Raw genomic sequence first — 16,103 nt, 5'->3', positions numbered from 1 at the left:
CAAAGGATTCCTGGAAAACCCTGTACGCTGTTCCATGGCAATTTGTTTTTGTGTTAGATTCTGACGAATTATTCCATTTATTTCGGCAGGTTTTGGCTATATGATCTCAATATACAAAAAATATTGTGATTGGGTTTTAATAAATATACTACACTACTTATAGAATATAATACCTCTAAGCTGCTAAATATATTTTTCTGTAGATCAAATTTTATCGTGAACTATTTATAAATGTAAGTCAATTTAATTAGTCGTTTCCATCAGTTGAAATAACTACTACAAAAATCTTTTGTTTAGCCTAACGGTTTACTATGAGTTCATTTTGGAGTTGACCGGATATAAATTGTACTATTAATCTATTGATAGCTAATTGTTCAGAGGAATCATGCTTAAAATGTAATAAAAGGTTACAAAATGCGAAGTCTGTTTAGCAAATTGGGGCGTTGCAGGTTTGAGGAGGAAGGAAGTTTTGCATTAAGAATTAATTCGAAAAGTGTTCAAGTTAATCCCAGACAAGGTTTTTGAAGTTTCTATATAATAAAACCTCCAAGACGTGGTCTTGGAGGTTATGAACGTACATATATATACGTTGTTATTTGTATTTTGTGAAGTTGAGCTATCTACATATTTTATAGAAAGATTACTACTGTTTGAAGTAGGCTCGAATTCCTGTCGACATCCAGAGTCCGGGCATTTGAGCTCCCAACAGATCGCTATATTTTTTATTCAAAATATTGTCAGCTTGTACGAAGATTTTTAGCTTTTGCTCGAAAAAAGAAAATTCAGCTTTAGAATTAAGAACAAAATAGGATCTGGAGACACTGGCCTCAATGGCGCTGGCCTGTCTTGGATTTCTTACTTTATACAGACCTGTCATGGATAGGGAGAGGTTACCAATCTGGTAAATGGCAGCAAAATTACTTAGAAATTTAGCGTGGGAAGTGATGTAAAAAGAGGGCTCCTGGCTATCGCTATTGCTATTGAGCCAGGTAAGGCCTAAGGTTAGCCACAAGCGTTGATTCTCTCCCAAATCAGGATTGTATTGAAGATCAGTTTCAACACCTGAGGTCGTTACTTCAGCTATATTGGTCGTCAGGCCAAATATCCCAGAGGGAGAAAGGTTGTCTTTTCGGGGCATATTGGCGTAGGGAGTCGTCACGTAATCGATCAGATCCGTTTGAATTCTTTGGAAATAGGTGCTCGATAATTTAAGCCGCATTCCAGCGAACCAGTCAAATCCCGCTTCATAACTAAAGGATCGCTCTGCCTTCAGGTCCGGATTGCCTACACTACCACCGGTGACCAGCTTTTTGCCGTAATTATTATATCGCTCGGTGAAATCGGCATCCCGGATGGTCTTTCCGGCACTCGCACGAAATTGCCAGTTATTTCTTTTATAAGATACGTTAAGCTGAGGGATGAGTTCCGTACCCAGATTTTGCCGCCAATCCAGGCGTAGGGTAGGGTTCAAGGTTAAATATTCGTCCATGCGGGCAGTAAGGGTAAACAGGGGAGCGAGCTGGTGCAAACTATGTTCTCCCCGGTCATTGGAGGAAATTTGCTTATTTTGATAATTAAGCCCGGAAACGATGGAAATTTTATCATTAAGATCGTGCTGCCATAATAATAGGCCCTGCCATAATTCGGAAGTACTTTCGTTGGCCAGGGAGCTGGGGTTGTACAAATACTGATCTTTGACCCGTTTATAGCCTCCGTCCAGAGTAATGGTGTTTTTATGACTTTGGTATTTCAGTTTGGCATGATTCCAATTGCTACGCACCTTTTCGCTGGCCGTGTCTGAAGCGAAAACGGTATAAAAGTTCTGGGCTCCGAAATCTCGATGATCATAGGAACTACGGACCGACAAACTCCAGTGGGGCGCCAGGGCATACTGCGCCGAAAGTGAGATGGTATTATTATGAAAAAAGCCCCTGGTCCCTCTCTGTTGAACTCCCCGGGCATTATTGGATTGAAGCCCCCCTGCCAAGGCCAATCGGCCGGTATTGAGATAGCCGCCTAAAAGTGCATTTTTCAGGCCGTACTCTCCTATGCCGACCTGCCCTTGTACCTGATAATCGTTGCGGTGCTCTGGGTCGGAATCCCGGTCCAATTTGGCAGCAAAGGCCTTGGTGATGATATGGATTACGCCACCAACGGCCTCTGAGCCATATAATGCCGAAGCAGCCCCTTTCAGCACTTCTATCCGCTCTATTTCCGTAGAAGCTATGGGAATGTAGCTGTTAAAGTGACCCGTATTCGGATCGTTAAGCCTGATGCCATCCAGAACGACTAAAACTTGCTGGAAAGTACCACCACGCAGCACAATATCGCTTTGTGAACCCATGGGGCCCCTGGCCTGAATTTCTACCGCAGGAATGTAGCGCAATAGTTCGTCTATACTATTGGCAGGCATATCCTTGAGAAACTCACCTTTAATCACGGCGATATTTCGTCCGGACTCAGAGGCGCGGCGCTCGACAATTCCTGCTGTAATCGTAACAGGATCCAGGGATATTTCCTGAGCCTGAGACCAGAAGGAAATGGAGAGAAAAAAAAGTAAAATCTTGTAAGGAATTTGTGTCTTCATTTTATTATTAAAAAGGTGGAAGGAAAGGACTACATAACCGGCTAGCCAGGTCTTAAATTCTATTTCCTGACGGCAAAATTAGTATCTTGCCGGTCCGTGTAAATGATCCAGTTTTGATATTATGAGTAGTCCGGTTGAAATTCCCCTCAGCACATTGATTCATATTGATAGAGGCCTATCAATACCCGTGTACCTGCAAATCGCCAAGCAGATGATCAATGCGATCCAAAGGGGGGTGCTCCGTCCTGGTGCACGATTGCCAGGGAGCAGGCAGCTGGCACAGGGCTTAAAGGTGCATCGTAAGACGGTCTTAGCGGCCCTTACCGAGCTGGATGCGCAGGGGTGGGTGGCCACCCTTCCCAATAGGGGTACCTTTGTTCATTCCGTGCAGAAGCTGCATCAAGAGTCCTTAGAGCTGGTTGATACTTTCGATTTATCAGTCTACCCCGTACAAGCAGGGTTTCTTTTCAAAAAAAGTATGCTATTGGATAGACCAGTAGCCCTTACCCAAACTGAACTTGAATTTACCGATGGACTTCCCGATGTGCGGCTAGCGCCTATGGAAAGACTATCCAAAAATTATGCAGGGATTATGCGCCGGGGTAATAGCCGGGTTCATCTGGGCTATGCCCAGGTGGAAGGTAATGCCTACTTTCGCGAATACCTGGCAGGCTATTTAAATGATACTCGTGGGCTCCATATTTCAACCGAGAATGTGTTGACTACAAGAGGAATTCAAATGGGTTTATACCTTACCTCCATGTTACTGCTGGAACGGGGCGATCGGGTGATCGTAGGGCATCTGAGCTATTATGTTGCTAATATGATATTCCAGCAGGCTGGTGCTCAGATCAGCGCTGTACCGGTGGACGAACAGGGGATATCACTGGAGGCGGTACGGGATCTCTGTAAAAAAACGAGTATCCGAATGCTATATATAACGCCCCATCACCATTATCCCACTACGGTAACGCTTAGTGCTCAGCGCCGAATGCAGCTTCTGGAGCTATCCAGAGAATATGGTTTCATTATTTTAGAAGATGATTTTGACTATGATTATCACTACCAGAGTAGTCCGGTTCTGCCGCTTGCAAGTGCCGATCGTTCTGGAATGGTGGTTTATATAGGATCATTTTGTAAGGCCCTGGCTCCCGGCCTGCGAACAGGATATGTGGTGGCCCCGGCCGATCTGATACTCGAACTTGCCAAACTCAGGCGTATTGTAGATCGGCAGGGTGATATGGTCATGGAACAGGCTTTAGCGGAAATGATTAAGGAAGGAGACTTTCAACGTCATCTTAAAAAGGCACAAAAAGTATATCAGGAACGCAGAGATGTGTTGTGTAATCGATTAGAAAAAGATTTTTCAAATTATTTGACTTTTGACATTCCCCCTGGAGGCCTGGCTGTATGGACGCAATGGCGCAAAGATATCAATCTGATGAAACTCAGTAGAAATTGTCTGAAAAAAAGGTTGCATCTTCCTCAAACACTCTTGTTTCAAACAGAAGATCTAAGTGCCATACGACTAGGTTTCGGAAATTTAAACGAAAACGAGATGAATCAGGCCTTGGATATTATGCTGGAGGCTTTAGCTTCGGATTAATATGCCTTAGAAATCGGCCCGGGAAGTATAGGCAGGGGGCGGCCGTGGAGTTCAAAGTATACCTATTTCCCTCAGAATTTTTTGAGCCAAGGCCAATGATTTTGATGTAATTGTTGTTAGAGAGTTATGCCCTGCTACATCCATGGCAGGCATTATGGACTAACCAAATAAAAAACATGGCAACAAGGACTAAGGAAGTGAAAACGGCACCCGTACTTACCGCCGAGCACATCATGAATTTGTATATGGCTCATTGCCTGGAAAATGGTAAGAAGCCCGAATCTGTTTATATTTTTAGCAAAAAAAATGGGTTCTCAGAAAAAGAGTTTTATAAATTTTATGCCTCATTTGAGGTAATCGAAAAGCAGGTCTTTATAGGTTTTCATCAGATGGCCCTGGGGCTAATGGCTCAGAGTGTGGATATGCATTCTCTTGGTTTCCGCGAAAATCTTCTGACTTACTATTACACCCTTTTTGAAATACTGACGGCCAATCGCAGTTATGTGATTTATGCACTCCAGGGCGAACAGAATAGGCTAGACGGCCTCATGAAATTGAGGGATTTTCGAAAGGAATTTAAGGAATTTATTGAAGGAATTTCCCAAGGATATTTAAAATCCAAGAGTGAGCGTGTGAAGAAAGTGCAGCAGGATGCATTGAATGAAGGGGCGTGGGTTCAACTGATGGTGACTCTGAAATTCTGGATGGATGACGAGTCGGCTGGGTTTGAAAAAACCGATCTATTTATCGAGAAGTCGATCCGGGCTACTTTCGATCTGTTCGATGTAACGCCTTTGGAAAGCGTAATTGATTTTGGGAAATTTTTGTTTAAAGAAAAATTAAGCTAAGCATGGAGACCATAGACAAAATTCCTACTTCAAAAATCCAGCGTGCGAGCAAAATCCTATCGACGGGGATGAAAATTGGAGGGAACTACTTAAAATATTATGGTGAAAAGTTAACCAACCCGCTCGAAGCTCGGGAGAATTTGAATAATGCCAATGCAGATGATATTTATGATGGTTTGAAAAACCTGAAAGGGAGCGCCCTTAAATTGGCACAGATGCTGAGCATGGAAAAGAATTTCTTGCCTCAGGCTTATGTCGAAAAGTTTTCATTATCCCAATTTTCGGTTCCACCTCTGTCGGCTTCTCTGGTTGCCAAAACCTTTCGGAGGTATTTTGGCAAATCTCCTCTGGATTTGTTCGACCACTTTGACTTTAATGCGGTCAATGCTGCAAGCATTGGTCAGGTACATAAAGCTCGTAAAGATGGGAAAGAGTTGGCAGTTAAAATTCAGTATCCGGGAGTAGCAGAGAGCATTAGTTCGGATCTAGCGTTGGTGAAGCCTATCGCCATGAAAATGTTTAATATTCAGGCAAAGGATTCGGAAAAGTATTTCTCTGAGGTAGAATCCAAGCTAGTAGAGGAAACAGATTATTATCTGGAAATAGCGCAGAGTGCCGAGGTAGCCGAGGCCTGTGCCCATATACCAAATCTTGTTTTTCCCCAGTACTACCCCGATTTATCCTGTGAGCGGGTCATTACCATGGATTGGATGAATGGCAAGCATCTCTCCGAATTCTGTAAATTGAAACCAGATCAGGAAACCGCTAATAAGATTGGGCAGGCGCTATGGGATTTTTATATGCACCAGGTGCATGTGCTCCGAAAAGTACATGCCGACCCGCATCCAGGCAATTTTCTGGTAGATCAGCAAGCCAACTTAATCGCTATAGATTTTGGCTGTATGAAGAGCATACCCGAAGATTTTTATCTTCCATACTTCGAATTGGTCGATCCTCAGAAACTCAATAACCCTATTATCTTTCATGAAAAATTAAGAGATCTGGAGATTCTTTTGGAAAATGATAGCCCAGCAGAAAGGACATACTTTTCTAATCTTTTCCATACGATTCTGTCCTTGCTTACCCAGCCTTTTCAACAGGATTCTTTTGATTTCGCCGACGAGGCATTTTTCGCTAAACTTGCGGAAATTGGCGAGAAATATGCCCACGATAGTGAGCTGCGCAAAATGAATATGAACCGGGGTTCAAAGCACTTTATCTATATCAACCGTACCTTCTTTGGGCTCTTTAGTCTTTTGCACGACCTGAAGGCCAAGGTTTACACGAACCAGAATGAAGTGGTACAGGGGGCCTAATTGGGCTATATTGCCGATGGGGGAGGGTCTCAGGATCGCTCCCCATCGGTAGAGTGCTTCTAGGTTTTGTTCTTAAGCGGGGCCGAACTTTCTTTCATGCTTTTCTCGAATTGAGTACTGGCTTCCTCGGGCGTTTCGTCGCCCAGTAGAATTCCCCATGCCTTAAGATGATCGACCCGATCAAATATTGCTTTCATGATGGCTATGGTCGGTATAGACAAAAACATGCCTGATAAACCGGCGATGGCTCCTCCGACTAATACACCCAGTATGGATACCAGCGCATTAATGCGTACTTTAGAACCTACGATCAATGGGACTAGCAGGTTGTTATCGATCAATTGTACTACTATAAATACCAATACCACCCCAAGCACGGTGTAGCCTTCGGGGTGATTCATAAAAGTAACGGCTACGGCCAAGGCTGTGGCTACCAGGCCTCCTATATAGGGGACAAGGTTTAGGATAGCCGCCATAGCGGCCAGTAATATCGCATACTGAACATTGAGTATGAGGAGGCCTATGGCGTTCATTGTGGCAACTGCGGCAGTTTCTAAAAGTAACCCCAGCATATAACTTTGTATGATGGTTTTGATTTGGCCCATAATCTCCAAAACCTTGGCCTTGTGCTTGTCGGCAAAAAGAACCACTGAAAAATGTATGAACATGGTACGGTAGTAGAGTAACAGAAATACATAGATCGGCAAGAGGACCAAAGTGCCAAGAGAACCTGTTATATTCCCGATTGCCTCCGAGTTTTGGAGGTTTTCTATCGTTCTGGTCTGAGCCTTTTTAATATATTGATCCTGTTCCCAGAAACTTACACTGTATTCTCTTCTGACCCAACGTCGAACTTGACGATATGCATCGTTGATATTACGCTTTAGTTTGGGCCATTGCTCCGAGAATTCCGAAATCTGTATCGAAAGAAGTAAGATAACGCCAGCCAATAGTAGTACAGCCAATAGCACCGTTAGGCTTATCGCCAGTGCTTTGGGTAGACCTAGACGGATAAAAAATGCCTCTATTGGTCTGAGTAAAACTGCTAATAAAAAGGCTAGGGCCAAGGGGACAATAATATCTTGGCCAAAAGAAATGGCAGCCACCACTATTGTTAGGATCACCAAAGAGCGGTAGATGCTCACCACGGGGTTGTCGCCTAGGGTGTTTCGTTCAGGTTCGTTAGCGTAATGTTCGCTCATAGGTTGTGGAGGGGGGCGTAACTAAAGTAAAATACTAATGTGAATCAAAAAGTGAAAACCCAAGGTATAATTGTTTTACGTATCATACTGTACTTCTATAGTATGACATAATAGAGGCTAAGAGAAATTCTTAAAGAACAATATCGTGAAAAACTATCTTATAATTGGAGCTTCCTCCGGAATAGGCAAAAAGCTTGCCACCCAACTCACGGAGACCGGACATTCTGTATGGGGTACCTATTTCAGTAACGAACCCTTGTCAAAAGATGAAACTGCTATTCAATATCATTATTTAGACGTTTTATCAGAGGAAATGGACTTTGGTTTTTTGCCTGACGTATTGGATGGGGTCGCATATTGTCCGGGCAAAATAGTCCTGAAGCCCTTTTCTAGGGTTAAACCCCAGGAGTTTTTGAACGATTATTCCTTACAAGTATCAGGTGCGGTTAAGTGTATTCAGGCAGTATTACCTAAGCTAAAAAAAGCGGAAAGTGGCGCTATTATATTATTTTCTACCGTAGCAGTACAAACGGGTTTCGGCTATCATAGCATTGTTTCGGCATCCAAAGGAGCCATTGAGGGTCTTGCCCGGGCCTTGGCTGCGGAATTGGCGCCTCAAATCAGGGTCAACTGTATCGCCCCGTCTGTCACAGATACCCCATTGGCGAGCCAATTACTCAGCACTGAGGAGAAGAGAAATGCTAATGCAGCGCGGCATCCTCTTAAAAGGATAGGTACTACCTCGGATATTGCCCATCTGGCACAGTTTCTCCTCGGAGATGAATCAGGATGGATTACAGGGCAGATCATACCAGTAGATGGAGGGATGGGTTCACTGCGGTGAAATGCCTAATTCTTACCAAGGGTCTTGGCGAAGCAGACACTTATTCCAATGCTATCGGGCGCCGTGTAGCGTTCTATGGGTTCATAGTTCATCTTGCGATACAATGCGATAGCTTCACTCTGTCTCTTGCCCGTTTCCAGAATAGACCGGGAATAGCCCAGGCTAATGGCCCAGCTTTCCAACTCAGAAAGCATACGTTTGGCCAGGCCCTGCCCTCGATAAGTTGGCAGAACAAACATGCGCTTTATTTCCACGGTTTGGTCATCAACTAATTTAAAGCATCCACAGCCAATTGGTATTCCATCAGCATAGGCAAGGAGTACTGTCTGTAAATTGGTAATGCGGTTGTAGTCTTCGTAATCCTCCTTGCGAGTGTTGTACAAGTCACAAAGGACCTCGTCAAGCAGGTTTGTGAGGTAGGCAAACGCAGGGTTCTCGCTATCGGTACGAAGTAGGCTGATCACGTGAGGAGTGGCTAAATGAAATGCAGGAACTAAGTGGCTTAATGGTTGAGACAAAGGAAAAAGGTCACCGAAATGATCAATAAAGAGTAGGTGACCTTTTAAAGAATGCTCAAAAATTTATCTTCCAAAATCGTCTTGAACACGAACGATATCATCCTCGTCAGAAGGCTGATTTGGATCGGTGTGTTGCCAGATTTCGGCTACAATTCCCCATTCGTCGACACCTACCAGACGGTGTCTTTCTCCTTTTTTAAGATCTATGACAGTACCAATTGGAAGTTGACGCATAGGCGTTTCCTCATCTGTATCACTGATGACGATTCCGGCATTACCGCCGATGACTTTCCATATCTCAGCACGACGGTGATGATACTGCCATGAAAGACGTTTGTTAGGAGCTACCACCAATATTTTAGGACTCAGTTTTTCATATCCGGCAAAATCGGCAAGCGATAGATGAGGGAAGAACGTTTTGATAAATTCGGGAGCCTGTGATTCATCTAAAACAAAAAAGCCACCCCAAGGGCGGGAGTGATCTTTGGCTACTACCTGAAAGCCCAGTTGGTCGATATACTGTTGTACCCCGTCGAAAACGGTTTCTTTAGCGGTATCTTTTGAAAAAGTAATAGACATGAATGTGTTTAAGTTGATATACTTGAATGCTCAAAAATAAGATAAAAGCAAAAATTGACCCAAACTAAAATCTGCTAAACAGCCATTAGAAATAAAAGTTGTCCTTGATTTCCTATCCATTTAAAGGCCTGTCAATACTCCGTTCCGGAAAAGTTGTGCTTTGGGTTCCGTTTAGGATGAGAATAATAGGTGGAGCTTTTGCCTATTTTAAGTTTCGGGGATATTAAAGCGCAAAGCCCTTCAACTGGGAAGGGCTTTGTTCTTTCGAGATAAACTATACTTTCAGGGTCCAGCCAAAAATATCTTCAGATTTTCCGACGCGGATATCTGTAATCACATTTTTAACCTTTGAAACAAAGGATTCTTCCGTTATTTCTGGAAGGGAGTAGTCCACGCCTTCGTAGGCAATGCTGGCAAAGGGGGAAATCACTACGGCTGTTCCAGCGCCAAAGGCCGCTTCCATACTACCATCTTGCAAGGCTTCAACCACTTCTTTTACCGTTACCCGGCGCTCCTCAACCTCCATGCCCATATGCTTGGCGATGGCAATGATGCTCCGGCGAGTAATGCCATCGAGTGTGGTTTCGGATACGGCAGGAGTAACCAATTTGCCGTTAACAACAAACATTATATTCATTGTACCCGATTCTTCGATGTATGCATGCTCCCGCGCGTCGGTCCAGATCAACTGGTCGTAGCCTTCCTGTTGAGCTAACTTGGCGGGGTACAGGGAGCCTCCGTAATTTCCGGCACATTTGGTACCACCTACTCCACCTTCGGCCGCCCGGATGTAGCGGGTTTCTATTTTTACCCGAGGAGGCTTGGCATAATAGGTGCCCACCGGACTTGTAAAGATGATGAAATAATAACTTTCGGAAGGTCGAACGCCAATATAAGGATCCGTAGCAAACATGTAGGGACGGATATAAAGCGAGCAACCTGGTGTATTAGGTACCCAACCCGAATCGAGCTTTATCAGCTCGGTAAGACCGGTCATAAATACGTCTTCGGGTATGGTGGGCATGCACATTCTTTCCGCCGATTTATTTAGCCGTTTCCAGTTGTCTATAGCCCGGAAGAGAAGTACTTCTCCTGATTCATTTTTATAAGCTTTCATGCCCTCAAAAATTGCCTGGCCATAGTGCAAGGCAGCCGTTGCAGGGCTAAGCGAAAGATCTCCATAAGGGACGATTCGCATGTTTTGCCACTGGCCATCCCGATATTCGGCAATGTACATATGGTCGGAAATGTCGCGTCCAAAAACCAGGTTCGAAAAATCTACCTGTTGCAAACGGGATGTCGTCGTCTGCTGAATTTCGATTTGCAATGTGTCGGCTGTCATAATGCCTGAAATTTAATGGTATAGGTTGATCAGATCTTCGCTCATTAAACAGGCTTGGTCGCCCGTTTTTTGCCCTTAATCTAACTAAAAGAATGGTTTGGCAAGTTAAAAATTAAAATGATAAAATGCAGATGTTTAGTATAACAATTATTTTTTTGAATTAATCCGCGGCTTCCATTCTACTTCTGGAACGCCCAACTCCTGGGACATGCTCCGGCAAAGCATAAAGAGGAAGTCCGAAAGCCGGTTGAGATAGCGGATTACGATGTCTTCAACTTCCTCCTGCTGCTTAAGGTGTATAACCGCTCGCTCAGCACGTCGGCATACCGTGCGTGCGAGATGACCATATGATACGGCCGTATGTCCTCCCGGAAGTATAAAAGCTCGTAATGTGGGGACCACTGCATCGATAGCATCCATTTCAGACTCCAGTAGTTCTATATCACTTTCCGTTAGATCGGGTAATATTCGCTTATTCTGTTCTGGTTCGGAGGCAAGGTGTGAACCAATGGTGAATAGCCGATCCTGAATTTCTTTCAGCAGATCCTTCCGCCCTTCATTGACAGGCTGGTCACGAAGAAGGCCAATATATGCATTAAGTTCGTCTACCGTGCCATATGATTCAATGCGGATATGTGCTTTACTAAGTCGGGTGCCCCCGATCAGGGAGGTGGTACCTTTGTCCCCTGTTTTGGTATATATTTTCATGTTTCGCCGGATTAGAAAATTAATATTTGATCTAAAATTTAAATGTTAAGAATTGTTAAGCCAGGAGTGAAAGGGCCATTCAATATTGAGTAAATATACCTAATTTGATGTTAAGCAGGGCTGGTAAGCTGTGGATTATCCCCCTGCAACGAAGGTTTACTGGCCCTTTGTAGGCCTGGGAGGCTTTTAGGCTTAGTCGAATAGGTTAGGCGGTACGAAAAGTACTGATTTCACAATACAAACCTAAAGCATTAGGTTTTCGACTCGTTGAGGACTAATTTTGCGCAAAATTTAGATAGGAGAATTATCAATGCCGGAGCAGGCAAGTCATTATGAAAATATCAACATTTGGTTTTAGGGTTTGGCGTTGGATGTCAATGTTTTTCTTGGTAGGATCCCTGTTATGGACCTATTCCGTCTTTCCTGAAATGGTGGCTGTAGATTTCTCTAATACAGGGGCTGCTGAGCTATATGTAAGTAAAGAGCATATTTTCTATTTGATCATGGGCTTGTTTCTAATCAATAATGTATTGATGGCCCGTTTAATTAAACTGGTTCCGAGCATGGAAACCAAACATATGCCTATTCCGAATCGGTTAGCATGGGCTCAAAATAGGCCTTTGCTCAATGAGTTGGTGAGCAACTGGCTCAATGCGCTTGTAGGAAGTATCAATACCATTCTTGGCTTATCCCTTCTTTCACTGGCCACCATTAATTCTGAACAATACAATTTAAGTGTATTCGATTTTAGTTGGGTTTTATATCTTGGTTTAGGATTTTTCACCGTGCTCTTTTTACTGCCCATTCGTTTGATAGGAACTCCTGTACCCGAAGAAAAGATTTGAAGGTAATGAAGCAAAACTGGCTCGAAAAAGCTGAAGGAATCCGGTTGTCGGATTACACTTATAACTTGCCCGACGAACGTGTCGCAAAATATCCCCTTGCCCACAGGGATCAGTCTAAATTATTAGTTTATCGGCAGGGGAAGATAAGTCACCACCAATTCGATGAGTTGCCCGTATTCTTGCCCAAGCATACTTTACTGGTATTTAACGACACCCGGGTGATCCCTGCTAGAGCACATTTTACCAAAGATACCGGTGCGAGTATAGAGCTACTCTTACTTCACCCCGAATGGCCGACCCGGATCATTAATGAGGCCATGTTAGTTCAGAAATCCTCTGTATGGGCGTGTATGATTGGGAATAAAAAACGCTGGAAAGCTAAGGATACCCTGCATACAGAATTGGTTTTGAATGGGCAATCGGTCGCGCTTACAGCCAGGTATGAGGATGTAGAAAAAAATTTGGTTCGGTTCGATTGGGAGTCGGGCCATGACTTTCTGGAGGTTGTGAAGGCCCTGGGGGAAATTCCGCTGCCTCCATACCTACACCGGGATGCCCAGGCCGAAGATACCCTGACCTACCAGACCGTTTATGCGAGGCAAGATGGAGCCGTAGCAGCGCCTACTGCAGGTCTTCACTTTACCGATCGGGTATTCGATGCGCTGGCGCACAAAGCCATTGACCGGACCTACCTTACCCTTCACGTTGGAGCAGGAACTTTTCAGCCTATTAAGGTGGACACGGTTACCGAGCATCATATGCACTCAGAGCAGATTGTTTTTACCAGGAAAACGATTGAAGATCTTCAGGCTCACGCCGGTCAAATCGTTCCGGTGGGAACTACCTCCATGCGCTCTTTGGAAAGCCTATACTGGTATGGTGTGAAATTATTAAGAAAGGAGACAACGGAGTTCTTTATTGAAAAGCTATATCCATATCCTTTAATAGAACAAGGTTCGCCTCAATTATCCGACTCGCTGGGAGCCATTCTGGCATTTATGGAGGAGAGGAATATGGAAGAAATAGTGGGCGAAACGGAAATATTTATTTTCCCTGGCTATAAGTTTCAGATATGTAAGGGCTTGGTAACCAATTTTCACCAACCAGGTTCCACTTTATTATTGCTTATTGCAGCTCTCATTGGCGACTCGTGGAGAAGTATATATGACCAAGCGATGGAGGGCAACTATCGTTTCCTTAGCTACGGAGACTCTTCCTTGTTATGGGCTCAGGAAGTATAATTCTGACCTCTAATTCTCAGCTATAATAAGTAGGGGAAGAGTATGGATGAAATTTCAGTTTGCTTTATTCTTCTTCCCCATTCGTTTACCCTTTCTTTCTAAATAAGGCTTACCTTTGCGTTTCGATTTTGAAATTACAACCATTCGTTACGCATGAAGCCGAATTTTATAGAAGAACTACGCTGGAGAGGCATGTTGCAAGACATGATGCCTGGCACCGATGAACAACTTCAAAAAGAAATGACGACGGGCTATATCGGCTTCGATCCTACGGCCGATTCGTTGCATATAGGAAACCTGGCAACGGTAATGTTGCTGGTGCATCTACAAAGGGCCGGCCATAAACCCGTAGCCCTGGTGGGTGGAGCGACAGGAATGATTGGGGATCCTTCCTTCAAAGCTTCCGAGAGGTCCTTTCTTGATGAGGATACCCTTCGCAAAAATCAGGCTGGTATCAAGAAGCAACTCGAACAATTTCTTGATTTTGACTGCGGTGAAAATGCGGCTCAGATGGTCAATAATTATGACTGGTTTAAGGAAATGGGTTTTTTGCAATTTTTGCGTGAAGCCGGTAAATACCTAAGCGTCAATTATATGATGTCCAAGGATTCCGTTAAAAAAAGACTGGAAACTGGGATTTCTTTCACCGAATTTTCTTACCAGTTGCTTCAAGGCTATGATTTTTATCATCTTTATAAGCATCATAACGTGCGCCTTCAGATGGGTGGATCGGATCAGTGGGGTAATATTACCACCGGAACCGAAATAATTCGCCGCAAAGAAGGGGACGAAGAGGGGTATTTTAAGGCTTATGCCTTAACCACCCCTTTGATTACCAAGGCCGATGGAACCAAGTTTGGGAAGAGTGAAGGGGGGAATATCTGGTTGGACCCCTCTAAAACAACGCCGTATGAATTCTACCAGTTTTGGTTGGGACAAAGCGATACCGACTGTCCGCGCCTTTTACGGGTGTTCTCCCTAAAAAACCGGGAAACCATAGAATCCTTAGAGGCAGAGCATGCTGAGGCTCCACACCTTCGTGCCATGCAAAAAGCTCTGGCCGAAGAATTAACCATACGCATTCATTCCCCAAAAGCGTATCAACTCGTTTTGAAAGCTTCTGAAGTACTATTTGGTAAGGCTACTCTAGAGACCTTACAGAGCATTGCCCTTGACGAATTCGAAACGATTTTCGCTGGTGTACCCCAGTCTGCCATTAGCCGTGCCGACTGGGAGTCATGTGGCAATGTGTTAGATTTGGTATCGGTAACTACTAATAATGAGATTTACGCTTCGAAAGGAGAGGCCCGCCGGGCCATTCAACAGAATGCAGTAAGTATCAATAAAGAAAAGGTAGGGGCTGCCGACCAGCCGGTAACGGACGAATCCTTGTTGCAGGGCCGGTTTGTACTCGTCTCTAAAGGAAAGAAAAACCACTTGATTCGCATCGACTAAACAATTCGTCAGCAATAGAAAAACGCCATGCTCTGGCAGAAGCTTAACCCCAGAGGCCATGGCGTTTTTCTGTTAAGATTTAAAAAATCAGCTTTTACCACTAAAGCTGTTTAGAATAGGAGCCGCAGTAGGATTGTATTGATAGGATGTCCAGGTGTCATCTTCGAATATCTCCAATACCCGATAGCCTTTATAGGAAGTCCCCCAACTGCCGCCAAAGTGACCATCGAAAAAGTAGGGCTTTTTGCCCATCATCTTCGTGCCATCCTGGTCGTGGTCATGTCCATGGAATATGGCCATAACATTAGGGGTTTTCTCAAATAATTCGGTAATTTCCTGACAGACAATTCCATGATTAGTCCATTTTATTGGGGTAATATGCAGGAAGATAAATATTCCTTTTTTGTCGGAGTGCTTAGCAATTTCACTTTTGAGCCATTCCGGGTCTACGCAGAGGTATTCCCCTTTTTCATTGGAGGTATCTCCCAGAATAAAGGCATATTGCCCTTTTACAAAGCTATGGTTGGTGTCGTAGCCCCAGGTGCTTTTCCATACATCCCGTGCAACCCTGTCATGATTTCCCCGGGTTACATAATATGGGACCTGAAGCTTGTTTAAGGTAGTTTTTAAATCGTAGAAAAGTGTGGGGTCATCGTGTACCAAATCTCCATTGAATATGGTGAAATCAACGCCTTTTTGTAACTTTTCCCGGTTTATCCAGCCAATAAGATCGGTATGAAACTGTTCGAAATCGGTACTGGGTTGGCCGTAATGACCATCTGAAGCAATGATGACCCGGAGCTTAGTTCGGGCGTTAGTGATATTTTCGCTATAAAGGTCTGATACCAGCCCGAGGCCTGTGATAGCGGGTATGGTTTTCAAAAAAGATCTTCTTTTAACAGTCATGATCGTGCAAAATGATGGGTTAGGGTGCAAGGTTTTCCTGTCAAAAATAGGTCATTCTGAGAGAAAAATATTTATTCTTGTGTTTAAATTAGTAATATTTAACCAT

The 16,103-nt window shown here is 44.0% G+C and carries 14 protein-coding genes; 7 read left to right on the top strand and 7 right to left on the bottom strand.

What is annotated here, in order from left to right; genetic code table 11:
- Positions 1–643: 643 nt before the first annotated feature.
- Positions 644–2,587: a TonB-dependent receptor plug domain-containing protein gene (locus X939_RS0118140; RefSeq protein ID WP_025764703.1), complete on the bottom strand. Its 1,944-nt coding sequence runs from the start codon at positions 2,585–2,587 to the stop codon at positions 644–646.
- 121 nt (positions 2,588–2,708) lie between these two features.
- Between X939_RS0118140 and pdxR the strand changes: the two genes are divergently transcribed.
- The 3 genes from pdxR (at position 2,709) to X939_RS0118125 (ending at position 6,357) form a co-directional block, all read left to right on the top strand.
- Positions 2,709–4,193 carry a MocR-like pyridoxine biosynthesis transcription factor PdxR gene (gene pdxR / locus X939_RS0118135; RefSeq protein ID WP_025764702.1) on the top strand — a complete coding sequence of 495 codons (1,485 nt, stop codon included), beginning with the start codon at positions 2,709–2,711 and terminating at the stop codon, positions 4,191–4,193.
- A gap of 176 nt (positions 4,194–4,369) precedes the next feature.
- Complete coding sequence (locus X939_RS0118130; protein WP_025764701.1) at positions 4,370–5,041, top strand: TetR family transcriptional regulator C-terminal domain-containing protein; 672 nt, start codon at positions 4,370–4,372, stop codon at positions 5,039–5,041.
- Between the two features lie 2 nt (positions 5,042–5,043).
- Positions 5,044–6,357, top strand: coding sequence for an ABC1 kinase family protein (locus X939_RS0118125; RefSeq protein WP_025764700.1), 1,314 nt, complete (start codon positions 5,044–5,046; stop codon positions 6,355–6,357).
- 59 nt (positions 6,358–6,416) lie between these two features.
- Here the strand turns inward: X939_RS0118125 and X939_RS0118120 are convergent, their stop codons facing one another.
- Positions 6,417–7,559: an AI-2E family transporter gene (locus X939_RS0118120; protein ID WP_025764699.1), complete on the bottom strand. Its 1,143-nt coding sequence runs from the start codon at positions 7,557–7,559 to the stop codon at positions 6,417–6,419.
- A 145-nt stretch (positions 7,560–7,704) separates the two neighbouring features.
- On the opposite strand from X939_RS0118120, the gene X939_RS0118115 reads away from it, so the two are divergent.
- Positions 7,705–8,403, top strand: a complete 699-nt coding sequence (locus tag X939_RS0118115; RefSeq protein ID WP_025764698.1) for an SDR family NAD(P)-dependent oxidoreductase — start codon at positions 7,705–7,707, stop codon at positions 8,401–8,403.
- A 5-nt stretch (positions 8,404–8,408) separates the two neighbouring features.
- Here X939_RS0118115 and X939_RS0118110 read toward each other — a convergent pair whose 3' ends face one another.
- The 4 genes from X939_RS0118110 to X939_RS0118095 form a co-directional block, all read right to left on the bottom strand.
- Positions 8,409–8,867 carry a GNAT family N-acetyltransferase gene (locus X939_RS0118110; protein WP_025764697.1) on the bottom strand — a complete coding sequence of 153 codons (459 nt, stop codon included), beginning with the start codon at positions 8,865–8,867 and terminating at the stop codon, positions 8,409–8,411.
- 117 nt (positions 8,868–8,984) lie between these two features.
- Positions 8,985–9,500: a cupin domain-containing protein gene (locus X939_RS0118105; protein ID WP_044199988.1), complete on the bottom strand. Its 516-nt coding sequence runs from the start codon at positions 9,498–9,500 to the stop codon at positions 8,985–8,987.
- Positions 9,501–9,774: 274 nt separating this feature from the next.
- Positions 9,775–10,842 (bottom strand): branched-chain amino acid aminotransferase, encoded by a 1,068-nt coding sequence (locus X939_RS0118100; protein ID WP_025764695.1) that lies wholly within the window; start codon positions 10,840–10,842, stop codon positions 9,775–9,777.
- Between the two features lie 147 nt (positions 10,843–10,989).
- Positions 10,990–11,550 (bottom strand): cob(I)yrinic acid a,c-diamide adenosyltransferase, encoded by a 561-nt coding sequence (locus X939_RS0118095; protein WP_025764694.1) that lies wholly within the window; start codon positions 11,548–11,550, stop codon positions 10,990–10,992.
- Between the two features lie 332 nt (positions 11,551–11,882).
- Here X939_RS0118095 and X939_RS0118090 point away from each other — a divergent pair, with 332 nt between their 5' ends.
- The 3 genes from X939_RS0118090 (at position 11,883) to tyrS (ending at position 15,091) form a co-directional block, all read left to right on the top strand.
- Entirely contained in the window at positions 11,883–12,395 is a 513-nt protein-coding gene (locus X939_RS0118090) for a hypothetical protein (protein WP_044199986.1), read from the top strand.
- 5 nt (positions 12,396–12,400) lie between these two features.
- Positions 12,401–13,636, top strand: a complete 1,236-nt coding sequence (locus X939_RS0118085) for an S-adenosylmethionine:tRNA ribosyltransferase-isomerase (RefSeq protein ID WP_025764692.1) — start codon at positions 12,401–12,403, stop codon at positions 13,634–13,636.
- Between the two features lie 153 nt (positions 13,637–13,789).
- A complete protein-coding gene (gene tyrS, locus X939_RS0118080) occupies positions 13,790–15,091 on the top strand; it encodes a tyrosine--tRNA ligase (RefSeq protein ID WP_025764691.1) in 1,302 nt (433 codons plus the stop codon).
- Between the two features lie 87 nt (positions 15,092–15,178).
- Here tyrS and X939_RS0118075 read toward each other — a convergent pair whose 3' ends face one another.
- Complete coding sequence (locus X939_RS0118075; RefSeq protein WP_229236097.1) at positions 15,179–15,973, bottom strand: metallophosphoesterase family protein; 795 nt, start codon at positions 15,971–15,973, stop codon at positions 15,179–15,181.
- Positions 15,974–16,103: the final 130 nt, after the last annotated feature.

The sequence above is a fragment of the Dyadobacter tibetensis Y620-1 genome (assembly GCF_000566685.1).
GTDB lineage: Bacteria > Bacteroidota > Bacteroidia > Cytophagales > Spirosomataceae > Dyadobacter > Dyadobacter tibetensis.
The sequence above is the reverse complement of the archived record's forward strand: the minus strand, read 5'-3'. Positions and strand labels throughout refer to the sequence as shown.